This is a genomic window from Lacisediminimonas profundi (assembly GCF_008831265.1).
Lineage (GTDB): Bacteria > Pseudomonadota > Gammaproteobacteria > Burkholderiales > Burkholderiaceae_D > Lacisediminimonas > Lacisediminimonas profundi.
Genome location: NZ_VTTH01000001.1, coordinates 113,471 through 127,964, shown reverse-complemented (window position 1 = coordinate 127,964; position 14,494 = coordinate 113,471). Strand labels below are relative to the sequence as shown.

The following is a 14,494-nucleotide window of genomic DNA, read 5'->3' as shown; positions in this document are numbered from 1 at the left end:
TTTCAAGGGGAGGGAGCGTTCTTGGCGTGCGCCGCCCCAAGAACTATCCCGCCACCACTTCGCGCCCCACGAAGCCCTTGACCAGGCCCAGCAACTCGCTCTCCTGATACGGCTTGCCCAGGTATTCGTTGACCCCCAACTCCATCGCGTAATTGCGGTGCTTGGCCGCAGTGCGCGAGGTGATCATGATGATCGGTATCGCTCGCGTGCGTTCATCGCTGCGAACGTTGCGGGCTAGGTCGAAACCATCCATCCGCGGCATTTCGATGTCCAGCAGCATGACGTCGGGCGTGATCGACTGCAACTGTTCGAGCGCGTCAATGCCATCCTTGGCCAACACCACCTGATAACCCTCGCGGGTGAGCAGGCGTTGCGTGACGCGGCGCACGGTCAGTGAATCGTCGACCACCATCACGATCGACTGGGACCGCAAACCCTGCACCGGCTCGCTGCCAAGCTCGGCCGGCGCGCCAATCTCGGCCACCGCACCCATGTCGTCCGGTGCGTCGGAAGCCGTGATCCGCGGCGCGCGCAGCAGAGTGGAAGCGGCGCGCTGGGCCAGCGGCACCGGATTCAGGATCAGCACGATATCGCCGGTACCGAGCACGGTCGCGCCGGCTATGCCGACCAGGCGCGACAATTGCGGACCGATGTTCTTGACCACAACCTCGCGGTTGCCTATCACTTCATCGACGTGGATCGCCACCCGTTCATTGCCACTGTGCAGGATGACCACCGGGCAATACTGCTGCGATACCGGCACGCTGCCAGTATCGCCCAGCAGTGAAGACAGGTAATGCAGGGGCACGCGACGGTTCTGCCACATCACCCCGCCTTCGTTGTAGGCGGCGGCCAGTGGACCGGACTTGAGCTGCTGCACCTGCTCGACCAGTACCGAGGGCACGGCGAATGTCTTGCCGCCAGCCGCCAGCAACACCACCTGCGTGACGGCGAGGGTCAGCGGCAGCCGGATCAGGAAGCGCGCACCCTGCCCCGCATCGCTCTGGATTTCAATCCTGCCACCCAGCGATGCCGCCTCTGAACGCACCACGTCCATGCCGACGCCGCGCCCGGCCAGGGCCGTCACTTCGGAAGCCGTGGTGAAGCCCGGATGGAAAATCAGGTCGCGCAATTCGGCCTCGGCCGGTTGCGCGTCGGCATCCAGCAGCCCGACCGACTGCGCCTTGCTGCGGATGCGCTCCAGGTCGAGTCCACTGCCGTCATCGGCGAACTGGATCACGACCTCGTTGCCTTCCTGCCGTACTTCGATGTGGATTTCGCCGATCTCGTTCTTTCCGGCAGCAGCCCGGTCGGCGCGCGATTCGATGCCGTGCACGATGGCATTGCGCAGCAGGTGCTCGAACGGACCGGCCATTTTTTCCAGCACCCCGCGGTCGACCTCCACCGTGCCGCCGCGCAGGTCCAGGTTGACGCGCTTGTCGACTTCCTTCGCAACCTGGCGCGTGACGCGGTACAGGCGCTCCGAGATGCTGGAGAATTGCACCATGCGCACCCGCATCAGGTCCTGCTGCAGTTCGCGCGTCAAGCGCGCCTGGCTGATCAGCGCGGCGTCGGTGTTGTCCAGCGTACGCGACAGCGTGCCCTGCAGCGAGCCCACGTCGTTAACGCTTTCCGCCATCATCCGGGTCAGTTCCTGCAGCCGGGTGAAACGATCGAACTCAAGCGGATCGAATTCGCGCTCGGTCGACGACGCCATCTGCGACATCATCTGCGATTCGGCCTGGATCTCGATCTCGCGCAATTGCGTGCGCAAGCGCGACACGTTCTCGGTCAGGTCCACCAGCGACTGGCGCAAGCCGCCCACTTCGGTTTCCGCCCGGGAACGGGCAATCGACACTTCACCCGCCTGGTTGACCAAGCGGTCGAGCACGTCGGCGCGAACACGAACCAGGGGCACCGGTGACATTGCCGCTGCGGCGGCTGCGCCGGCGCGCACGCCCAGTGCCTGCGATGCGGCGACCGCGCTCGTGCCGGACCCCTGTGAAACAGCGAGCTGGTTCGCAGCCAGCGCTGCACCGGACTCCGCCGACGGCGTGCCGGTGACGACGTCCGATGCTGCGGCCTGCGGATTCTGCAGGCGATCGAACATGAACAGTGCCAGGTCGAGCCGGTTAAGCAAATCGTCGATCGCATCGCGCGTCGGCGCGCCCAGGCCGCAGATATGCTCGATGCGGCTTTCCATTTCATGCATGTGCTGGCCGAAGGTCATTGCCCCGGCCATGCGCGCACTTCCCTTGATCGTATGCAGCAGTCGCAGCAGCGCCGCAGGATGGCCGGTATCCGCCAGGGAGGCTTGCCACGCTCGCAGTTCACGGCCAATCTGCGGCAACATGTCGCGACCTTCCTCCAGGAAGATCGGTAGCAGGTCCGGGTCGAGTTCGTCGTTTTGCAGCAACTCTGCCGGCAAGCCGCCGGTGGCCGGCTTCGATGGTTCGGGTTCCGCATGCGCGGGCAAGGCGGGTGCGGGGGCCACGCCTGCCGGCCCGGGCGCATCTGCCGTCGCTGCCGGATCGGCCGTGCCTGCAACATCGGTCGCATCAGCATCGGTCGCGTCGGCAGCTTCATCGCCAATTCCAGGCCGCAGCCCGATGTCCGCCAGCCGGCCTTCCAGCGCCTGTACCAGCGACGGCTCGTCAGCGGGCAGGTCGCCCAGCGCGAAAGTGGACAGCATGCTCCGGATCCGCTCGACCGACTGCTGCATCAGCATGAAATCCGATCCCAGCAACTGGACCGGACGGCGCGCCAGGGATTGCAGGATCATTTCCAGCGCGTGTGCAATTTCGTGCACGGCCATGAAACCGACCGTGGCGGAACTGCCCGCCAGCGAGTGCGCCGCATGCACCGAAGTCGTATGGACCGGCCGCTCGGGCTCGTGCCGCCATTCGGCGAAATCATGCGACAGCAGCCGCACCAGATCGTCTGTCTCGGCCAGATAGATGTTGTACAGCGGCAGGCTGATTTCCAGCGTGCCAATGCGCTTGATGTTGTCGTCAATGCGGCGCTCGACAGGCCGCGCCGCTGCCAGGTCGATGACACGCGCAATGTTTTCCTGCGCAACCGGTGCTGCCGCGAAGGGCGCGACAGGTTCGAAGTCCGCTTCAATTACCTGGCTGGCCTCGAACGCCGGAAGCAGGTCCTCGCCAGCCTCGTCAGCCTCGTCCCCAGCGACGTCATCGCTGGACTGACCGTGCGCGGACACCGGCAGCTCATCACCAGAATTCGCGCCAAAATTCGCATTGCCCGGAGTTACGGACAATGGCTCGTCGACGGACAGTTCGAACGACGCATCGAACCCGGTCTGCGCGGTCTCGACCGGCAAGTCGGCATCGACATCGAGCTCCGGGAAATCGGTGGCAAGTTCGCCATCGCCCTCGCCAATGACCGGGAGCGCGCGCTCACCGCTGGCATCAGGACTGTCCAGTCCGATGTCGAAGGTCAAGGAAATGCCATCTTCGGCGACCGCCACCCGATCGTCTTGCTCCGCCCACTCATCCAGGCTATCGGCGGATGGCATGGAGGCGACGATCTCTTCATCGACGGTGAGCGTGAAGGCATGCCCCCCGGACGCAAGCCCGGGCAGGTCGGCGGCAATCGGCGGCGCGTCGACTGCAGCAGCATCAAGTATCTGTACTTCGGCGTCCATGTGGAAATCGGCGCCGTCTTTCACGCGCTGTGCAGCCGCCACCAGCGCATCCGGCGTGCAGCCCGATGTGCCACTGGTGCGCAGGTCGGAAACCCAACGCCCGAGTACCGTCGTGGCGGCATGCAGCAAGCCTGTCAAGGGGGCAGTGGCGGGTGCCGCATCCGCCAGCCGCAGGTTCAATACTTGCTCGATGCTCCACGCCGCATCGCCGAATGCGCTCAGGCCGACCATGCGGCCACTGCCCTTGAGCGTGTGGAAGGAGCGGCGCAGCGTGGTCAGGTGCGCGGTGCTGGACGGCTCTGCCTCCAGCATGGGCAGCGTGGTCGTCACGCATTCGAGCACTTCTTCGGCCTCGCCAAGGAAAATTTCCAGCAGTTCGGCGTCGACCTCGGCGTCGCGCTGCGATATTGATGCCGGTGCCGGAGATTGGCTGCTGACCACGGCAGCGGCGGCCGCTTCCTTCGGCGCAATATCAAGGGACGGCAAGGACGGAACCGGGTCTTCCAGCGCAGGGATCGCGGCAGAGTCGACGGCCGGAACCGGCTGTGCTGCCGTATTCGAGGGCAATTCGGGCAATTCCGGCAACGCGGAAAATTCGGGCACCGGTTCGGGCAACGGATCGACCACGACATCGAGCCCGGCCGAGCGGTCAGGGTCGGCCATCCTGGCATGGAAACTACCGGCATTCGAATCGAAGCTGAAGCGCTCGCGCGCCGCGTTCGGTTGCTTCTGCAGGGTTTCGAGGAAGAAGCTCAATGCCCCGAGGTTGCGGGCAACGCGGTGCGATTCCGATGAGTCTGGCCCCTGCTCCGGCGGCAGTGCGGCAAAGCGGCTGACGGCGGCACGGGTGTCGGCCACCGCCAGCCGCGCATCGTCCTGCTCAAGGATGGCGAGGGCGCCTTCGATCTGGTGCAGCGTGGCGTCGACCACCGGCAGTGCAGCACGCCGCGTGCAGTCGCCAAAGAATTCCTCCAGGCCTTTCTCGACCTGGCTCAGGCTGGTGGCCATCTCGCCAGCGAGCACCGAGACAGTTTCTTTCTGCTGGGCGTCGCGCGACATGTCATCCAGCCACTGCGTCTGTCCGCCCGGCTGTTCCCCTGCCACGACCGACAGCAGACGCGCCGTCAGTGCCTCCGCCCTTTCTGCAAAACTATCGGACAGGCGGCTGGTATGGTTCAGCGCATTCTCGACGAACAACAGGCTTCCGGCCATTTCCAGCGCCAGCACTTCGCCCGGCTGGCTATGGGCGGCGCGTGCAATACCGTTCAGCTCTCTCAGCAGCTTTTCCAGCGAAGGCGCCTGCAGCTTGGCCCCGGCATCTGCCAGCGCCTGCATTTCCTTCTCGAACTGCGCGCCGACCGTGCTGTCGCCACTGACCAGGCGGCTCCACAGGTTTTTTGCCTCGTTCAGCCGCTCGCGTGTCGCAGCGAGCAGCGAGCCATCCACCTGGCCGTAGCGCCGCCGTTCGTAATCTTCCGGCACCTGGCCATCGAGTTGGTAGGCGCTCCTGACCTGGGCCGTGCGGCCGCTGGCGCGGGACGCTGCTGCGATGAAAAACAAGGCGTCGCGAACCAGCCGCTCCACTGCGCCCTGGCTGCCGTCGGCGAGCCGCCGGAGCTGCAGGTTGATGCGGCCGAACAACTGCTTGACGTGTAGCTCGGCGGGAATCTCTCCACCGGCAACGCCTTCGGCAAATCCGCGCAGTACCCACCAGAAACGGCGCGCTTCCGCGCTGGCTTGGGCGCGCTCCACTTCAGCGACCAACGCCGCCATGTCGCCAGCGGCACGGCATTCACCCTGGGCATCGCTGCTGCGCAGGAATGGCAGTAGCGCACGCTCGAACCGTTGCCGCAGCGACGCAAATTCGACCACGCCACCCTGACGCGGCTCGACTGGAAGCTGGGGACGGATTGCGAGATTGGGGAAGAACAGGTCGGACGGATGCGCCTTCTCATTACCGGAAGCCTGCAACACCGACTTGTAGTAGGGAAACAGGCGCACCGGCTGCTGCATCCCGCCAGACAGCAATTCTTCGAGATATTCGACGATGGCGACGCAAGCGCTGCCATGGGCGCGCGCAACGCCCTCCGAAAACACCGGCTTTGCGGCCAGCACGGAGTCGAGCATTTTCTCGATGGCGTCGGTAATCACGGATACGCCGTCGATGTCGACGACCTGCAAGGCGCCATGCGCCTGGTGCAGGAAGGAACGCGCCTGGCGCAGCGAGGTCGACTGCGTCTCCGGATCCTGTTTCAGCGCCTCGTCGACGAGTGTGCGCGAACGCTGCAGCGCCTCGCGGATTTCATTCATCACCCACGACAGCGGCCCCGTGTCGAAGCTGCTGGTCTGGACTGGCAAATTGGATAGCGATGTCATGACTGCCTCGGTATTTCAGCGGGCGGCCCTGCTTCGGCCACCCGGCACACGATGTGACGAACGTCAGGCAGCGACACGGAACCGGGAGACCGAGCTCTTCAGTTCGTCGGCCAGCTTGGACAGCTCCTGAATCGACCGCGCTGTCAGTTGCGTGCCTTCCTGGGTCTGCTCGTTAACGGTCAGGATGTTCTGGATGTTCTGCGCGACACCGCTGGCCGATGTTGCCTGCACCTCGGTGGCATTCGAAATACCCTGGATCAGCTCCGCCAGCTGGTTCGACACGCTTCGGATATCGGAAAGCGCCGCACCCGCAGCGTCGGACAGCCTGGCCCCTTCAACCACACCCTGGGTCGATTTTTCCATTGCGGCGACGGCGTCGTGGGTGTCGGTCTGAATCGTGCGAACCAGCGCGCCGATCTGCTTCGTTGCCTCGGCCGAGCGTTCCGCCAGCCGCTGCACTTCTTCCGCAACCACCGAGAAGCCCCGGCCCGCTTCGCCGGCCGACGCCGCCTGGATCGCAGCGTTCAGTGCCAGCACGTTGGTCTGTTCGGTAATGTCGGAAATCAGTTCAGTGATTTCGCCAATTTCCTGGGACGATTCGCCCAGCCGCTTGATCCGCTTCGACGTTTCCTGAATCTGCTCGCGAATTTCATTCATGCCCTTGATCGCATTCTCCACGGCGAGCGCACCCTGCTCCGCCGCGTTCACCGAATGCCGCGCCACTTCCGCCGATTCATTCGCCGAACGTGACACGTCGGTAATCTGGGCCGCCATCGTCAGTACTGCCTGGCCGGTCTCCTGGATCTCGCGCGACTGCTTCTGCGATGCATCCAGCAGTCCGGTCGAAATGCTCTGCGCCTGGTCAGATGCCGACGTCACCTGCTCGGCGACACGGGTCACGCGCCCGACCAGCCCGCGCAACTCTTCCACGGTGTAGTTCACCGAGTCGGCAATGGCGCCAGTGATGTCTTCCGACACCGTCGCCTGGATCGTCAGGTCGCCGTCGGCCACTTCCTGCAATTCGTTCATCAGGCGCAAAATCGCGGCCTGGTTCTGGTCGTTCGTGCGCTTGGCTTCTTCCTCGTGCTCCAGAGCCACCAGCCTCTGCCTGTCCGCCTCTTCGCGCTGCAGGTCGGCTTCGCTTGCTCGCACCCGGCTGTCCTGCAGCATGGCGACCGCCACGCCGGCAGCGGACAGCAGCGCCACCAGCGCCGCCAGCATCATTGCGTAAAAGGCCCAGCTGAAGGAATCTTCTTCCTCGCGCAGGTTACGCTGCAGTTTCGCCAGGCGGTCTTTCAGCGCTTCGTTCTCGGTAAAGATCAGCTGCTCCGCCTGTTTGGCGGCAATGAAGTTCTGCAGGTTGCCAAGGATGCTGGCAACAGACTTCTGGTATTCGGCGAACACGTTCTGCAGTTCGGTCAGCTTGTCGCGGGTCTCCTGGTCCTTGGTCGCGGCCAGGCGCAGTGCCTCGCTGCCGTTCAGGAAGCCCTCGGTGATGTCGCGGAAGGTATTGGTGTCCTTGCCCAGCAGGAAGGCGGTTTCCGGGTTCACGCCTTCGGAGGTCAGGAATTCGTTGGCGCTGCGGCCCAGGCGCTGGGTCAACATCACCAGCTGGCCGGCGGCCGAAATCTCGCGCGCAGAGGCGCCCGTCTGGGCCTTCAGCGCGACAATCTGCTCGCTCAGTTCCAGCAGCGACGGGGAGATTTCGTTCAGCTTCTTCAGGGTGGCGCCGAAACCGGTCAGCTCGCCCCGCATTTTCAGGATGGTGGCGGCCGCCTTGTCCGAATTGGTCCACAGCTTGCGCGATTCATTCAGGATCGCCAGCGCATCCGAGCTCAGGGGATCGATGTCGCGGCCCTGCGCAGTTCCGCCCTTTTGCAGCGCGTCAAGGTCGGCATTCAGCTCCTTGCGGCTATCGTCCAGCTGCCTGAATGCCTCGACGTTGCCCTGGATCGCGTTCGGCGTCGCCTTGCCGATACGCTGCGAGTGCATCAGCGCGTCACCGGCCACCTGCGTCTGGGATGAGGTAAGCGTGGATTTGTTGGCACTGACCCACACGAACACCGCACCAAGGACCAGCGATCCGCCCAGCGCCATCAGCAGCACACGGATCTGCTTCTGCACCGGCAGCTCGCCGATGATCGGCAAGCGGACTTCGCCGGCCTGCAGGAAGGCACCGCCGAAAAGTCGCCGGCCAGGCTCAGCCCGGGACGCAGCTTCCGCCGCGGCCTGCACGTCCGGCCCGGGCGTAGCCGGGTCTGCTGACGGCATCATGTCGAGTTCGGCGACGGTCATCGGCGAAGCGCCGGCGGCCTTCTTCTTTTTCGACAAAAAACTGAGCTTGAACGCCATCGGTATTTCTCCTGATTTCCCTGATTCCGTTTGCCGCTCGCGCATCTGGCGCGACGCTGGCTTCAAATTCCAACGTGCAAAAAGCGCGGGTCGTGTATTGCGAGCGAAAGGTCGAGTTGATTCCAGACCAGATCTTCATGATCGATATAGCGGGCCGCCGCCCAATCGAGGCCAGGCGGAGGGGCATCAGGCGACTCCTGCATCTGCGCCATGTTGCGCAGTCCCAGCACGCGCGAGACGAGCAGCCCGCCATTGAAGCCCAGCGAGGGCGCGAAGGCGAGTATGCGGCTGTCCTTGTCGACCGACGTCGCCGGTTCGCCGTGATAGCGCGCAAGGTCGACCACGGTGACGAGCTTGCCGCGGATGTTGGTCACGCCCAGGAACCAGTCCTGGGTCAGCGGCACCCTGGTAATGGTGCCGACCGGTACGATTTCGCCGGCGTGCTGCAGGCTGACCAACCAGCGTGAGTTGCCGATCTGGACACCGAGCTGGTTGACGTGGGCATCGGCACCCGAACGGGCGGCCTGCATGCGCTCGACCAACTGGGCCTGGAATTCGCGCAGGCGCGTACGCCGGCGGGCTCCCTGGTCCAGGGAACTTGCTGTCTTTTGCGTGTCCGGTGTCGGCAACATGACGAGCGGCTAGCCCAGCGCAGCAATCTTGGCGAGCAATTCCTGCGGATCGACCGGCTTCACGATATAGTCTCGCGCCCCCTGGCGCAGCCCCCAGATCCGGTCGGTTTCCTGGCCCTTGCTGGTGCAGATGATGACTGGCACGTCCTGCGTCTCGGCGTCGCGGGAAATGGCGCGCGTCACCTGGAAACCGTTCTGGCCGGGCATCACCACGTCCATCAGGATCAGTTGCGGCTTGTCGGCCTTTATTTTCTGGATTGCCTCCTCGCCGTTCTCGGCGGTGGAGACGGAGAATCCATTCTTGATCAGGATGTCGGACAGGAAGTAACGCTCGGTGGGCGAGTCGTCGACAACGAGGATTTTCTGGATTGCCATGTTTGCGCTTGGTTAGCTTGTGGTGATCTGACGGGACAGCTCGGCTGCGGTGTACTCGCGCACGGTCTTGAGCAGGCTGTCCTTGGTGAAAGGCTTGGTGAGGTAGGCGTTCGACCCGACCATTGCGCCGCGGGCACGATCGAACAGTCCGTCCTTGGAGGACAGCATGACTACCGGTGTTTCGTGGAAGCGGGCACTCTTCTTGATCAGCGCGCAGGTCTGGTAGCCGTCCAGGCGAGGCATCAGGATGTCGCAAAAAATCAGCGCCGGCCGATGATCGTTCATCTTGGCCAATGCGTCGAAACCATCGTCAGCCAGTACGACTTCGTAACCTGACTGACCAAGAAAAATTTCTGCCGAGCGCCGGATGGTGCTGCTGTCGTCAATCACCATGATCTTCAGTCGCACAGGCTCTGTTGCTATTGTCATCACGTCGTCCGTTGATCCCCGCGATCAATATACGGCCCAAGTGTGACAAAAAGCAAGATGCGCCAGGACAAGAAAACCGGAGTGGATTTCCGACGTAGTTTTTTGGCGAATCTTTTGCAAAACGACATCGCCGGGATTTGACAAAAATCAACAGCTTGCCGTACAAAAAGCCCTCAAGCCTGGGTCAACCGGTCAGACCGCAACCATCTCGAAATCTTCCTTGCGGGCGCCGCATTCCGGGCAAGTCCAGTTCATCGGCACGTCTTCCCAGCGCGTTCCGGGCGCGATGCCTTCCTCGGGCAATCCGGCGGCCTCGTCATAGACCCATCCGCAGATCAGGCACATCCATGTCTTGTATTCGGTTGTAGTTTCGGTATTGCTCACGACCCTGTGCCCTTCAAGTTAAAATGCAAAGTCCACTATCTTAATGCAGGCTCCGTGCAAAACCAAACACCGCCGCTCGTGCTCACCTTCGGCGCCGCCGATCCGGTCGGCGCCGCTGGCATCCAGGCAGACCTTGCATGCATCGCTGCGATGGGTTGCCACGGGCTGTCGGTCATTACCGCGATCCTGATCAGCGACACCACCGGCATCGAGGACGTGCAGAATGTCGATGCCGACTGGGTAGCCGACCAGGCCCGCGTCCTGCTCGAGGACATGCAGGTCGCGGCGTTCAAGGTCGGATATGCCGGCAACACCGAAAGCATCGCCGCGATCGCCGAAGTCATGTCCGATTATCCTGACATTCCGCTGGTCCTGGACCCATTCCCTACGTCGATGCCCGAATCCGGCGAGGACGCCGAAGAGATGCTGATCGCGACCCGCGAACTGCTGGTACCGCAGGCCACACTGTTGCTGCTGTCGGCGGTCGAACTGGGACGGTTCGCGGAAACCTGGCGCGAAGCTGCACCCGATCGCACGCTGGCGGATGACGCCGCCGACCTGATCCGCCAGGGCTGCCAGTATGTGTTCGTCACCGGCATGCCGGGCGAGATGCAGGAGGTAACCAACACGCTGTTCAGCGAAGAAGGCGCGATACGCCAGGATAACTGGCAGCGCCAGCCAGGCTCGTTTGCCGGCGCCGGCAGTACGCTGTCGGCAACCATTGCCGCCTTGCTGGCCAACGGCCTCGATGTACCCGAAGCAGTAGCCGAAGCCCAGGAGTTCAATGTCGCGTCGCTGGCGCACGCGCAACGACTGGGCATGGGCAAGCTGATTCCCGACCGCCACTTCTGGGCGCGTGAGTCCGACGACAATCCTTGATCACTCCTTTACTCGCATGAGCACATCCTCCCTGAACGACCAGCTTTTCACCCGCGCCCAGGCATCCACGCCGGGCGGCGTCAATTCACCAGTGCGCGCGTTCCGCTCGGTCGGCGGCACGCCGCGCTTCATTACCCGCGCTGAAGGCGCGTACTTCTGGGATGCGGACGGACGCCGGTATATCGACTACATCGGGTCGTGGGGACCGGCAATCGTCGGACACGCCCATCCGCAAGTGGTGAAGGCAGTGCAGGACGCCGCTGCGCGCGGCCTCTCGTTCGGCGCGCCAACCGAAGCCGAGATCGACATGGCAGAAGAAATCTGCCGGCTGGTGCCGTCGGTGGAACAGGTGCGGCTGGTATCCAGCGGAACGGAAGCCGCAATGAGCGCCTTGCGGCTCGCGCGTGGCGCCACCGGACGGGACATGGTGATCAAGTTCGAGGGCTGCTACCACGGCCACGCCGACTCCCTGCTGGTCAAGGCCGGCAGCGGCTTGCTTACCTTCGGCAACCCGACCTCGGCTGGCGTGCCGGCCGACTTCGCGGCGCATACGATGGTGCTCGACTACAACAACCCGCAGCAACTCGAAGACGCGTTCAGCAAGATGGGCGACCGGATCGCCTGCGTGATCGTCGAGCCGGTTGCGGGCAACATGAACTTGCTGCCTGCCACGCCCGAATTCCTGCAAACCATGCGCCGGCTGTGCAGCGCGCATGGCTCGGTCCTGATTTTCGACGAGGTGATGTCCGGCTTCCGCGTGGCGCTTGGCGGCGCGCAGTCCCTGTACGGCATCGCGCCGGACATGACGGTGCTGGGCAAGGTGATCGGCGGCGGCCTGCCGGTGGCAGCTTTCGGCGGCCGGCGCGACCTGATGCAGCACCTGGCGCCGCTCGGCGCGGTGTACCAGGCCGGCACGCTGTCGGGCAATCCGGTCGCCGTGGCAGCCGGCTTGTCGACGCTCAAGCTGATCCAGCAACCTGGATTCTACGAGTCCCTGGGCGCGACCGGACGCAGGCTGACCGAGGGTCTGGGCCAGGCCGCGCGCGATGCCGGCGTGTCGTTCTGCGCGGCCGCCGTTGGCGGCATGTTCGGCCTGTATTTTGCCGACAAGGTGCCGACGAACTACAGCGAGATGATGACCTGCGACAAGAACCGCTTCAATGCGTTCTTCCATGCAATGCTGGACGAAGGCGTGTACCTGGCACCATCGGCGTTCGAAGCCGGATTCGTGTCGGCGGCACACAGCGATGCGGTGGTCGATGAGACGATTGCAGCGGCGCGCAAGGCGTTTGCGAAGGGCTGAGGCATTACCCATATCCATGGGTGAATGGTTTGGTGGTTTTGCGGCTCTTTGGCTTGCGGTTCGTGTGGTCACACCACCCGCAAGCCAAAAAACCAAAAAACTACGGTCATGGACAACGATCATCCCGGCCCTACTTCAACCACCCACGTTTCCGGAAATACCAGAACGGCGCCACCGCACTGCCCACCATCAGCATCAGCGCAAACGGATAACCCAGGTCCCAGTTCAACTCCGGCAGTATCCTGAAATTCATGCCGTAGATGCTGGCAATCAGCGTCGGCGGCAGGAATGCGACTGACGCCACCGAAAAGATCTTGATGATCTTGTTCTGGTTGATGTTGATGAAGCCGACCGTCGCATCCATCAGGAAGTTGATTTTCTCGAACAGGAAGGCGGTGTGTCCGTCCAGCGATTCGATGTCGCGCAGGATCTGGCGCGCCTCTTCGAACTGGTCGGTGTTGAGCAGGCGGCCACGCATCAGGAAGCTGACTGCGCGCCGCGTATCCATCATGTTGCGGCGGATGCGGCCGTTCAAGTCTTCTTCATGTGCCATCGCGGACAAGGACTCGGCGGCGTGCTGGTCGGTGAAATCTTTCTGCAGCACGCTGCGGCTGACATCTTCCAGACTCTGGTAGATGCCCTCGAGCGCATCGGCCGAATATTCGGCGTCTGTAGCGTACAGGTCCAGCAGCACGTCCTTGTAGTCGTTGATCGAGCCCGGTCGTGAACGAGCGCGCATGCGCACCAGCCGGAACACCGGCAAGTCGTCGGTATGCACCGAAAACAGCATATCCCTGGCGAGGATGAAGGCCACCGTGACCACGCGCGCCGGACCGTCGTCGTCTTCCAGCAGGAAGTCAGTGCGCAGGTGCAGGTCGCCATTCTCGGCTTCGTAGTAACGGGCCGATGCCTCGATGTCCTTGACTTCGTCCTCGTCGGGCAGCGTGATGCCGTAGGCGCTCTTGACCCAGTCGCGCTCCTCGTCGTTGGGGTCGGTCAGGTCGACCCACACCGGAGATATCGTGTCCAGATCTTCCCGGCGGTCGATATTCACCTGGTTCAGGCGGCCATTCTGCAGAAGGAAAACATTGATCATCTGTACTCCCGCGCGCAACCGTCCGGTTGCGCAACAACACCAGCGACGGATCGCGTCGCTGGCTTAATGAATTTTTCGGGGAACGCGGTCAGATGTGACCTGATTGCGCCGCCCGCCAGAATGTGGCGAGCCGCGCAGGAAAAGAAGAAGCGCTTGCTCGCCGGTCAGCCGTCCAATGACGGCACGGTACATGGTGTAGGACTACCCAAGACGGGCTCCGGATACGAAAACAGCGCAAGTGTACTGACATGGCGCGAGTCAGGCAAGCTGATGTGGTATGTAACCAAATGGTAATCAGGGGAGTTCGGCAGCGCGCATCCGGCGCAGGATCAGGCCGGTCCTGCGTTCAAGGTAGCCCGAGCCCTGGTTACGGTCGAAATAGCGCGGGTTGGGCAGCATGACCGCCAGCCGCGCCGCCTGTTCGGGGCCGAGTTGCGACGCCGCGATCCCGTAGTAGTGGCGGGCCGCCGCTTCGGCGCCGAACACGCCGTTGCCCCATTCGACGACATTCAGGTAGATCTCGAATATTCGTTCCTTGTCCATCCAGAATTCGAGCATGTAGGTAATCGCCAGCTCCTGCGTCTTGCGCACGTAGCTGCGCTCACCCGACAGGAACAGGTTCTTGGCCAACTGCTGCGTAATGGTGGAGCCGCCTGACACCACCCGGCCCTTGCGAGTGTTCTTCTGCCACGCCTTTTGCATTGCATTCCAGTCCACGCCTTCGTGTCCGGAGAAATTTGCGTCCTCGGATGCAATGATTGCCCGCTTCAGATGAACCGAGATGCGGTCATAAGGCACCCATTGATGCTGCAGCCGCGCCTTCGGATTTTTTTTCCGGAGCAGCTGCAGCTGGTGATCCATGAAGCTGGTGCTGGATGGATTGTGATTCACCCACCATCCGATTTGCAGGAAATAATAGAGCTGTATGCAGAACACCGCCGCGAAGGCGGTCACGATCAGCAGCAGTAGCAGCTTGCGCAGTACTTTCATTTTTATACCTGCTC

10 protein-coding genes are annotated in these 14,494 nt (G+C 63.1%); 2 read left to right on the top strand and 8 right to left on the bottom strand.

The genetic code is table 11. The features are described 5' to 3' along the window. Positions 1–43: 43 nt before the first annotated feature. The 6 genes from FVE66_RS20415 to FVE66_RS00545 all read right to left on the bottom strand — a co-directional run bounded on the left by FVE66_RS20415 (position 44) and on the right by FVE66_RS00545 (position 10,173). The gene (locus FVE66_RS20415) at positions 44–6,040 is read right to left on the bottom strand and encodes a hybrid sensor histidine kinase/response regulator (protein ID WP_241672951.1); all 5,997 of its coding nucleotides are present in this window, start codon (positions 6,038–6,040) and stop codon (positions 44–46) included. A gap of 63 nt (positions 6,041–6,103) precedes the next feature. Then, on the bottom strand, positions 6,104–8,392 hold the full coding sequence (locus tag FVE66_RS00565; RefSeq protein ID WP_151445450.1) for a methyl-accepting chemotaxis protein: 2,289 nt from the start codon (positions 8,390–8,392) through the stop codon (positions 6,104–6,106). A gap of 62 nt (positions 8,393–8,454) precedes the next feature. Then, entirely contained in the window at positions 8,455–9,024 is a 570-nt protein-coding gene (locus FVE66_RS00560; RefSeq protein WP_241672950.1) for a chemotaxis protein CheW, read from the bottom strand. Positions 9,025–9,033: 9 nt separating this feature from the next. Then, a complete protein-coding gene (locus tag FVE66_RS00555) occupies positions 9,034–9,399 on the bottom strand; it encodes a response regulator transcription factor (RefSeq protein WP_151445449.1) in 366 nt (121 codons plus the stop codon). Positions 9,400–9,411: 12 nt separating this feature from the next. Further along, the gene (locus tag FVE66_RS00550) at positions 9,412–9,828 is read right to left on the bottom strand and encodes a response regulator (protein ID WP_151445448.1); all 417 of its coding nucleotides are present in this window, start codon (positions 9,826–9,828) and stop codon (positions 9,412–9,414) included. Positions 9,829–10,020: 192 nt separating this feature from the next. Continuing rightward, positions 10,021–10,173, bottom strand: coding sequence for a rubredoxin (locus FVE66_RS00545; protein ID WP_151446350.1), 153 nt, complete (start codon positions 10,171–10,173; stop codon positions 10,021–10,023). A 93-nt stretch (positions 10,174–10,266) separates the two neighbouring features. On the opposite strand from FVE66_RS00545, the gene thiD reads away from it, so the two are divergent. Both thiD and hemL read left to right on the top strand, forming a co-directional pair. Beyond that, entirely contained in the window at positions 10,267–11,091 is an 825-nt protein-coding gene (thiD, locus tag FVE66_RS00540) for a bifunctional hydroxymethylpyrimidine kinase/phosphomethylpyrimidine kinase (RefSeq protein WP_151445447.1), read from the top strand. Positions 11,092–11,107: 16 nt separating this feature from the next. Then, a complete protein-coding gene (gene hemL, locus FVE66_RS00535; RefSeq protein WP_151445446.1) occupies positions 11,108–12,394 on the top strand; it encodes a glutamate-1-semialdehyde 2,1-aminomutase in 1,287 nt (428 codons plus the stop codon). A 130-nt stretch (positions 12,395–12,524) separates the two neighbouring features. Here hemL and corA read toward each other — a convergent pair whose 3' ends face one another. Continuing rightward, complete coding sequence (corA, locus tag FVE66_RS00530; RefSeq protein WP_151445445.1) at positions 12,525–13,490, bottom strand: magnesium/cobalt transporter CorA; 966 nt, start codon at positions 13,488–13,490, stop codon at positions 12,525–12,527. 294 nt (positions 13,491–13,784) lie between these two features. Further along, on the bottom strand, positions 13,785–14,480 hold the full coding sequence (gene mtgA, locus FVE66_RS00525) for a monofunctional biosynthetic peptidoglycan transglycosylase (RefSeq protein ID WP_151445444.1): 696 nt from the start codon (positions 14,478–14,480) through the stop codon (positions 13,785–13,787). Positions 14,481–14,494: the final 14 nt, after the last annotated feature.

Coding starts and splice junctions, on each gene's coding strand:
- FVE66_RS20415 (WP_241672951.1), bottom strand. CDS start 6,040: ATGACATCGCTATCCAATTTGCCAGTCCAGACCAGCAGCTTCGACACG.
- FVE66_RS00565 (WP_151445450.1), bottom strand. CDS start 8,392: ATGGCGTTCAAGCTCAGTTTTTTGTCGAAAAAGAAGAAGGCCGCCGGC.
- FVE66_RS00560 (WP_241672950.1), bottom strand. CDS start 9,024: ATGTTGCCGACACCGGACACGCAAAAGACAGCAAGTTCCCTGGACCAG.
- FVE66_RS00555 (WP_151445449.1), bottom strand. CDS start 9,399: ATGGCAATCCAGAAAATCCTCGTTGTCGACGACTCGCCCACCGAGCGT.
- FVE66_RS00550 (WP_151445448.1), bottom strand. CDS start 9,828: ATGACAATAGCAACAGAGCCTGTGCGACTGAAGATCATGGTGATTGAC.
- FVE66_RS00545 (WP_151446350.1), bottom strand. CDS start 10,173: ATGTGCCTGATCTGCGGATGGGTCTATGACGAGGCCGCCGGATTGCCC.
- hemL (WP_151445446.1), top strand. CDS start 11,108: ATGAGCACATCCTCCCTGAACGACCAGCTTTTCACCCGCGCCCAGGCA.
- corA (WP_151445445.1), bottom strand. CDS start 13,490: ATGATCAATGTTTTCCTTCTGCAGAATGGCCGCCTGAACCAGGTGAAT.
- mtgA (WP_151445444.1), bottom strand. CDS start 14,480: ATGAAAGTACTGCGCAAGCTGCTACTGCTGCTGATCGTGACCGCCTTC.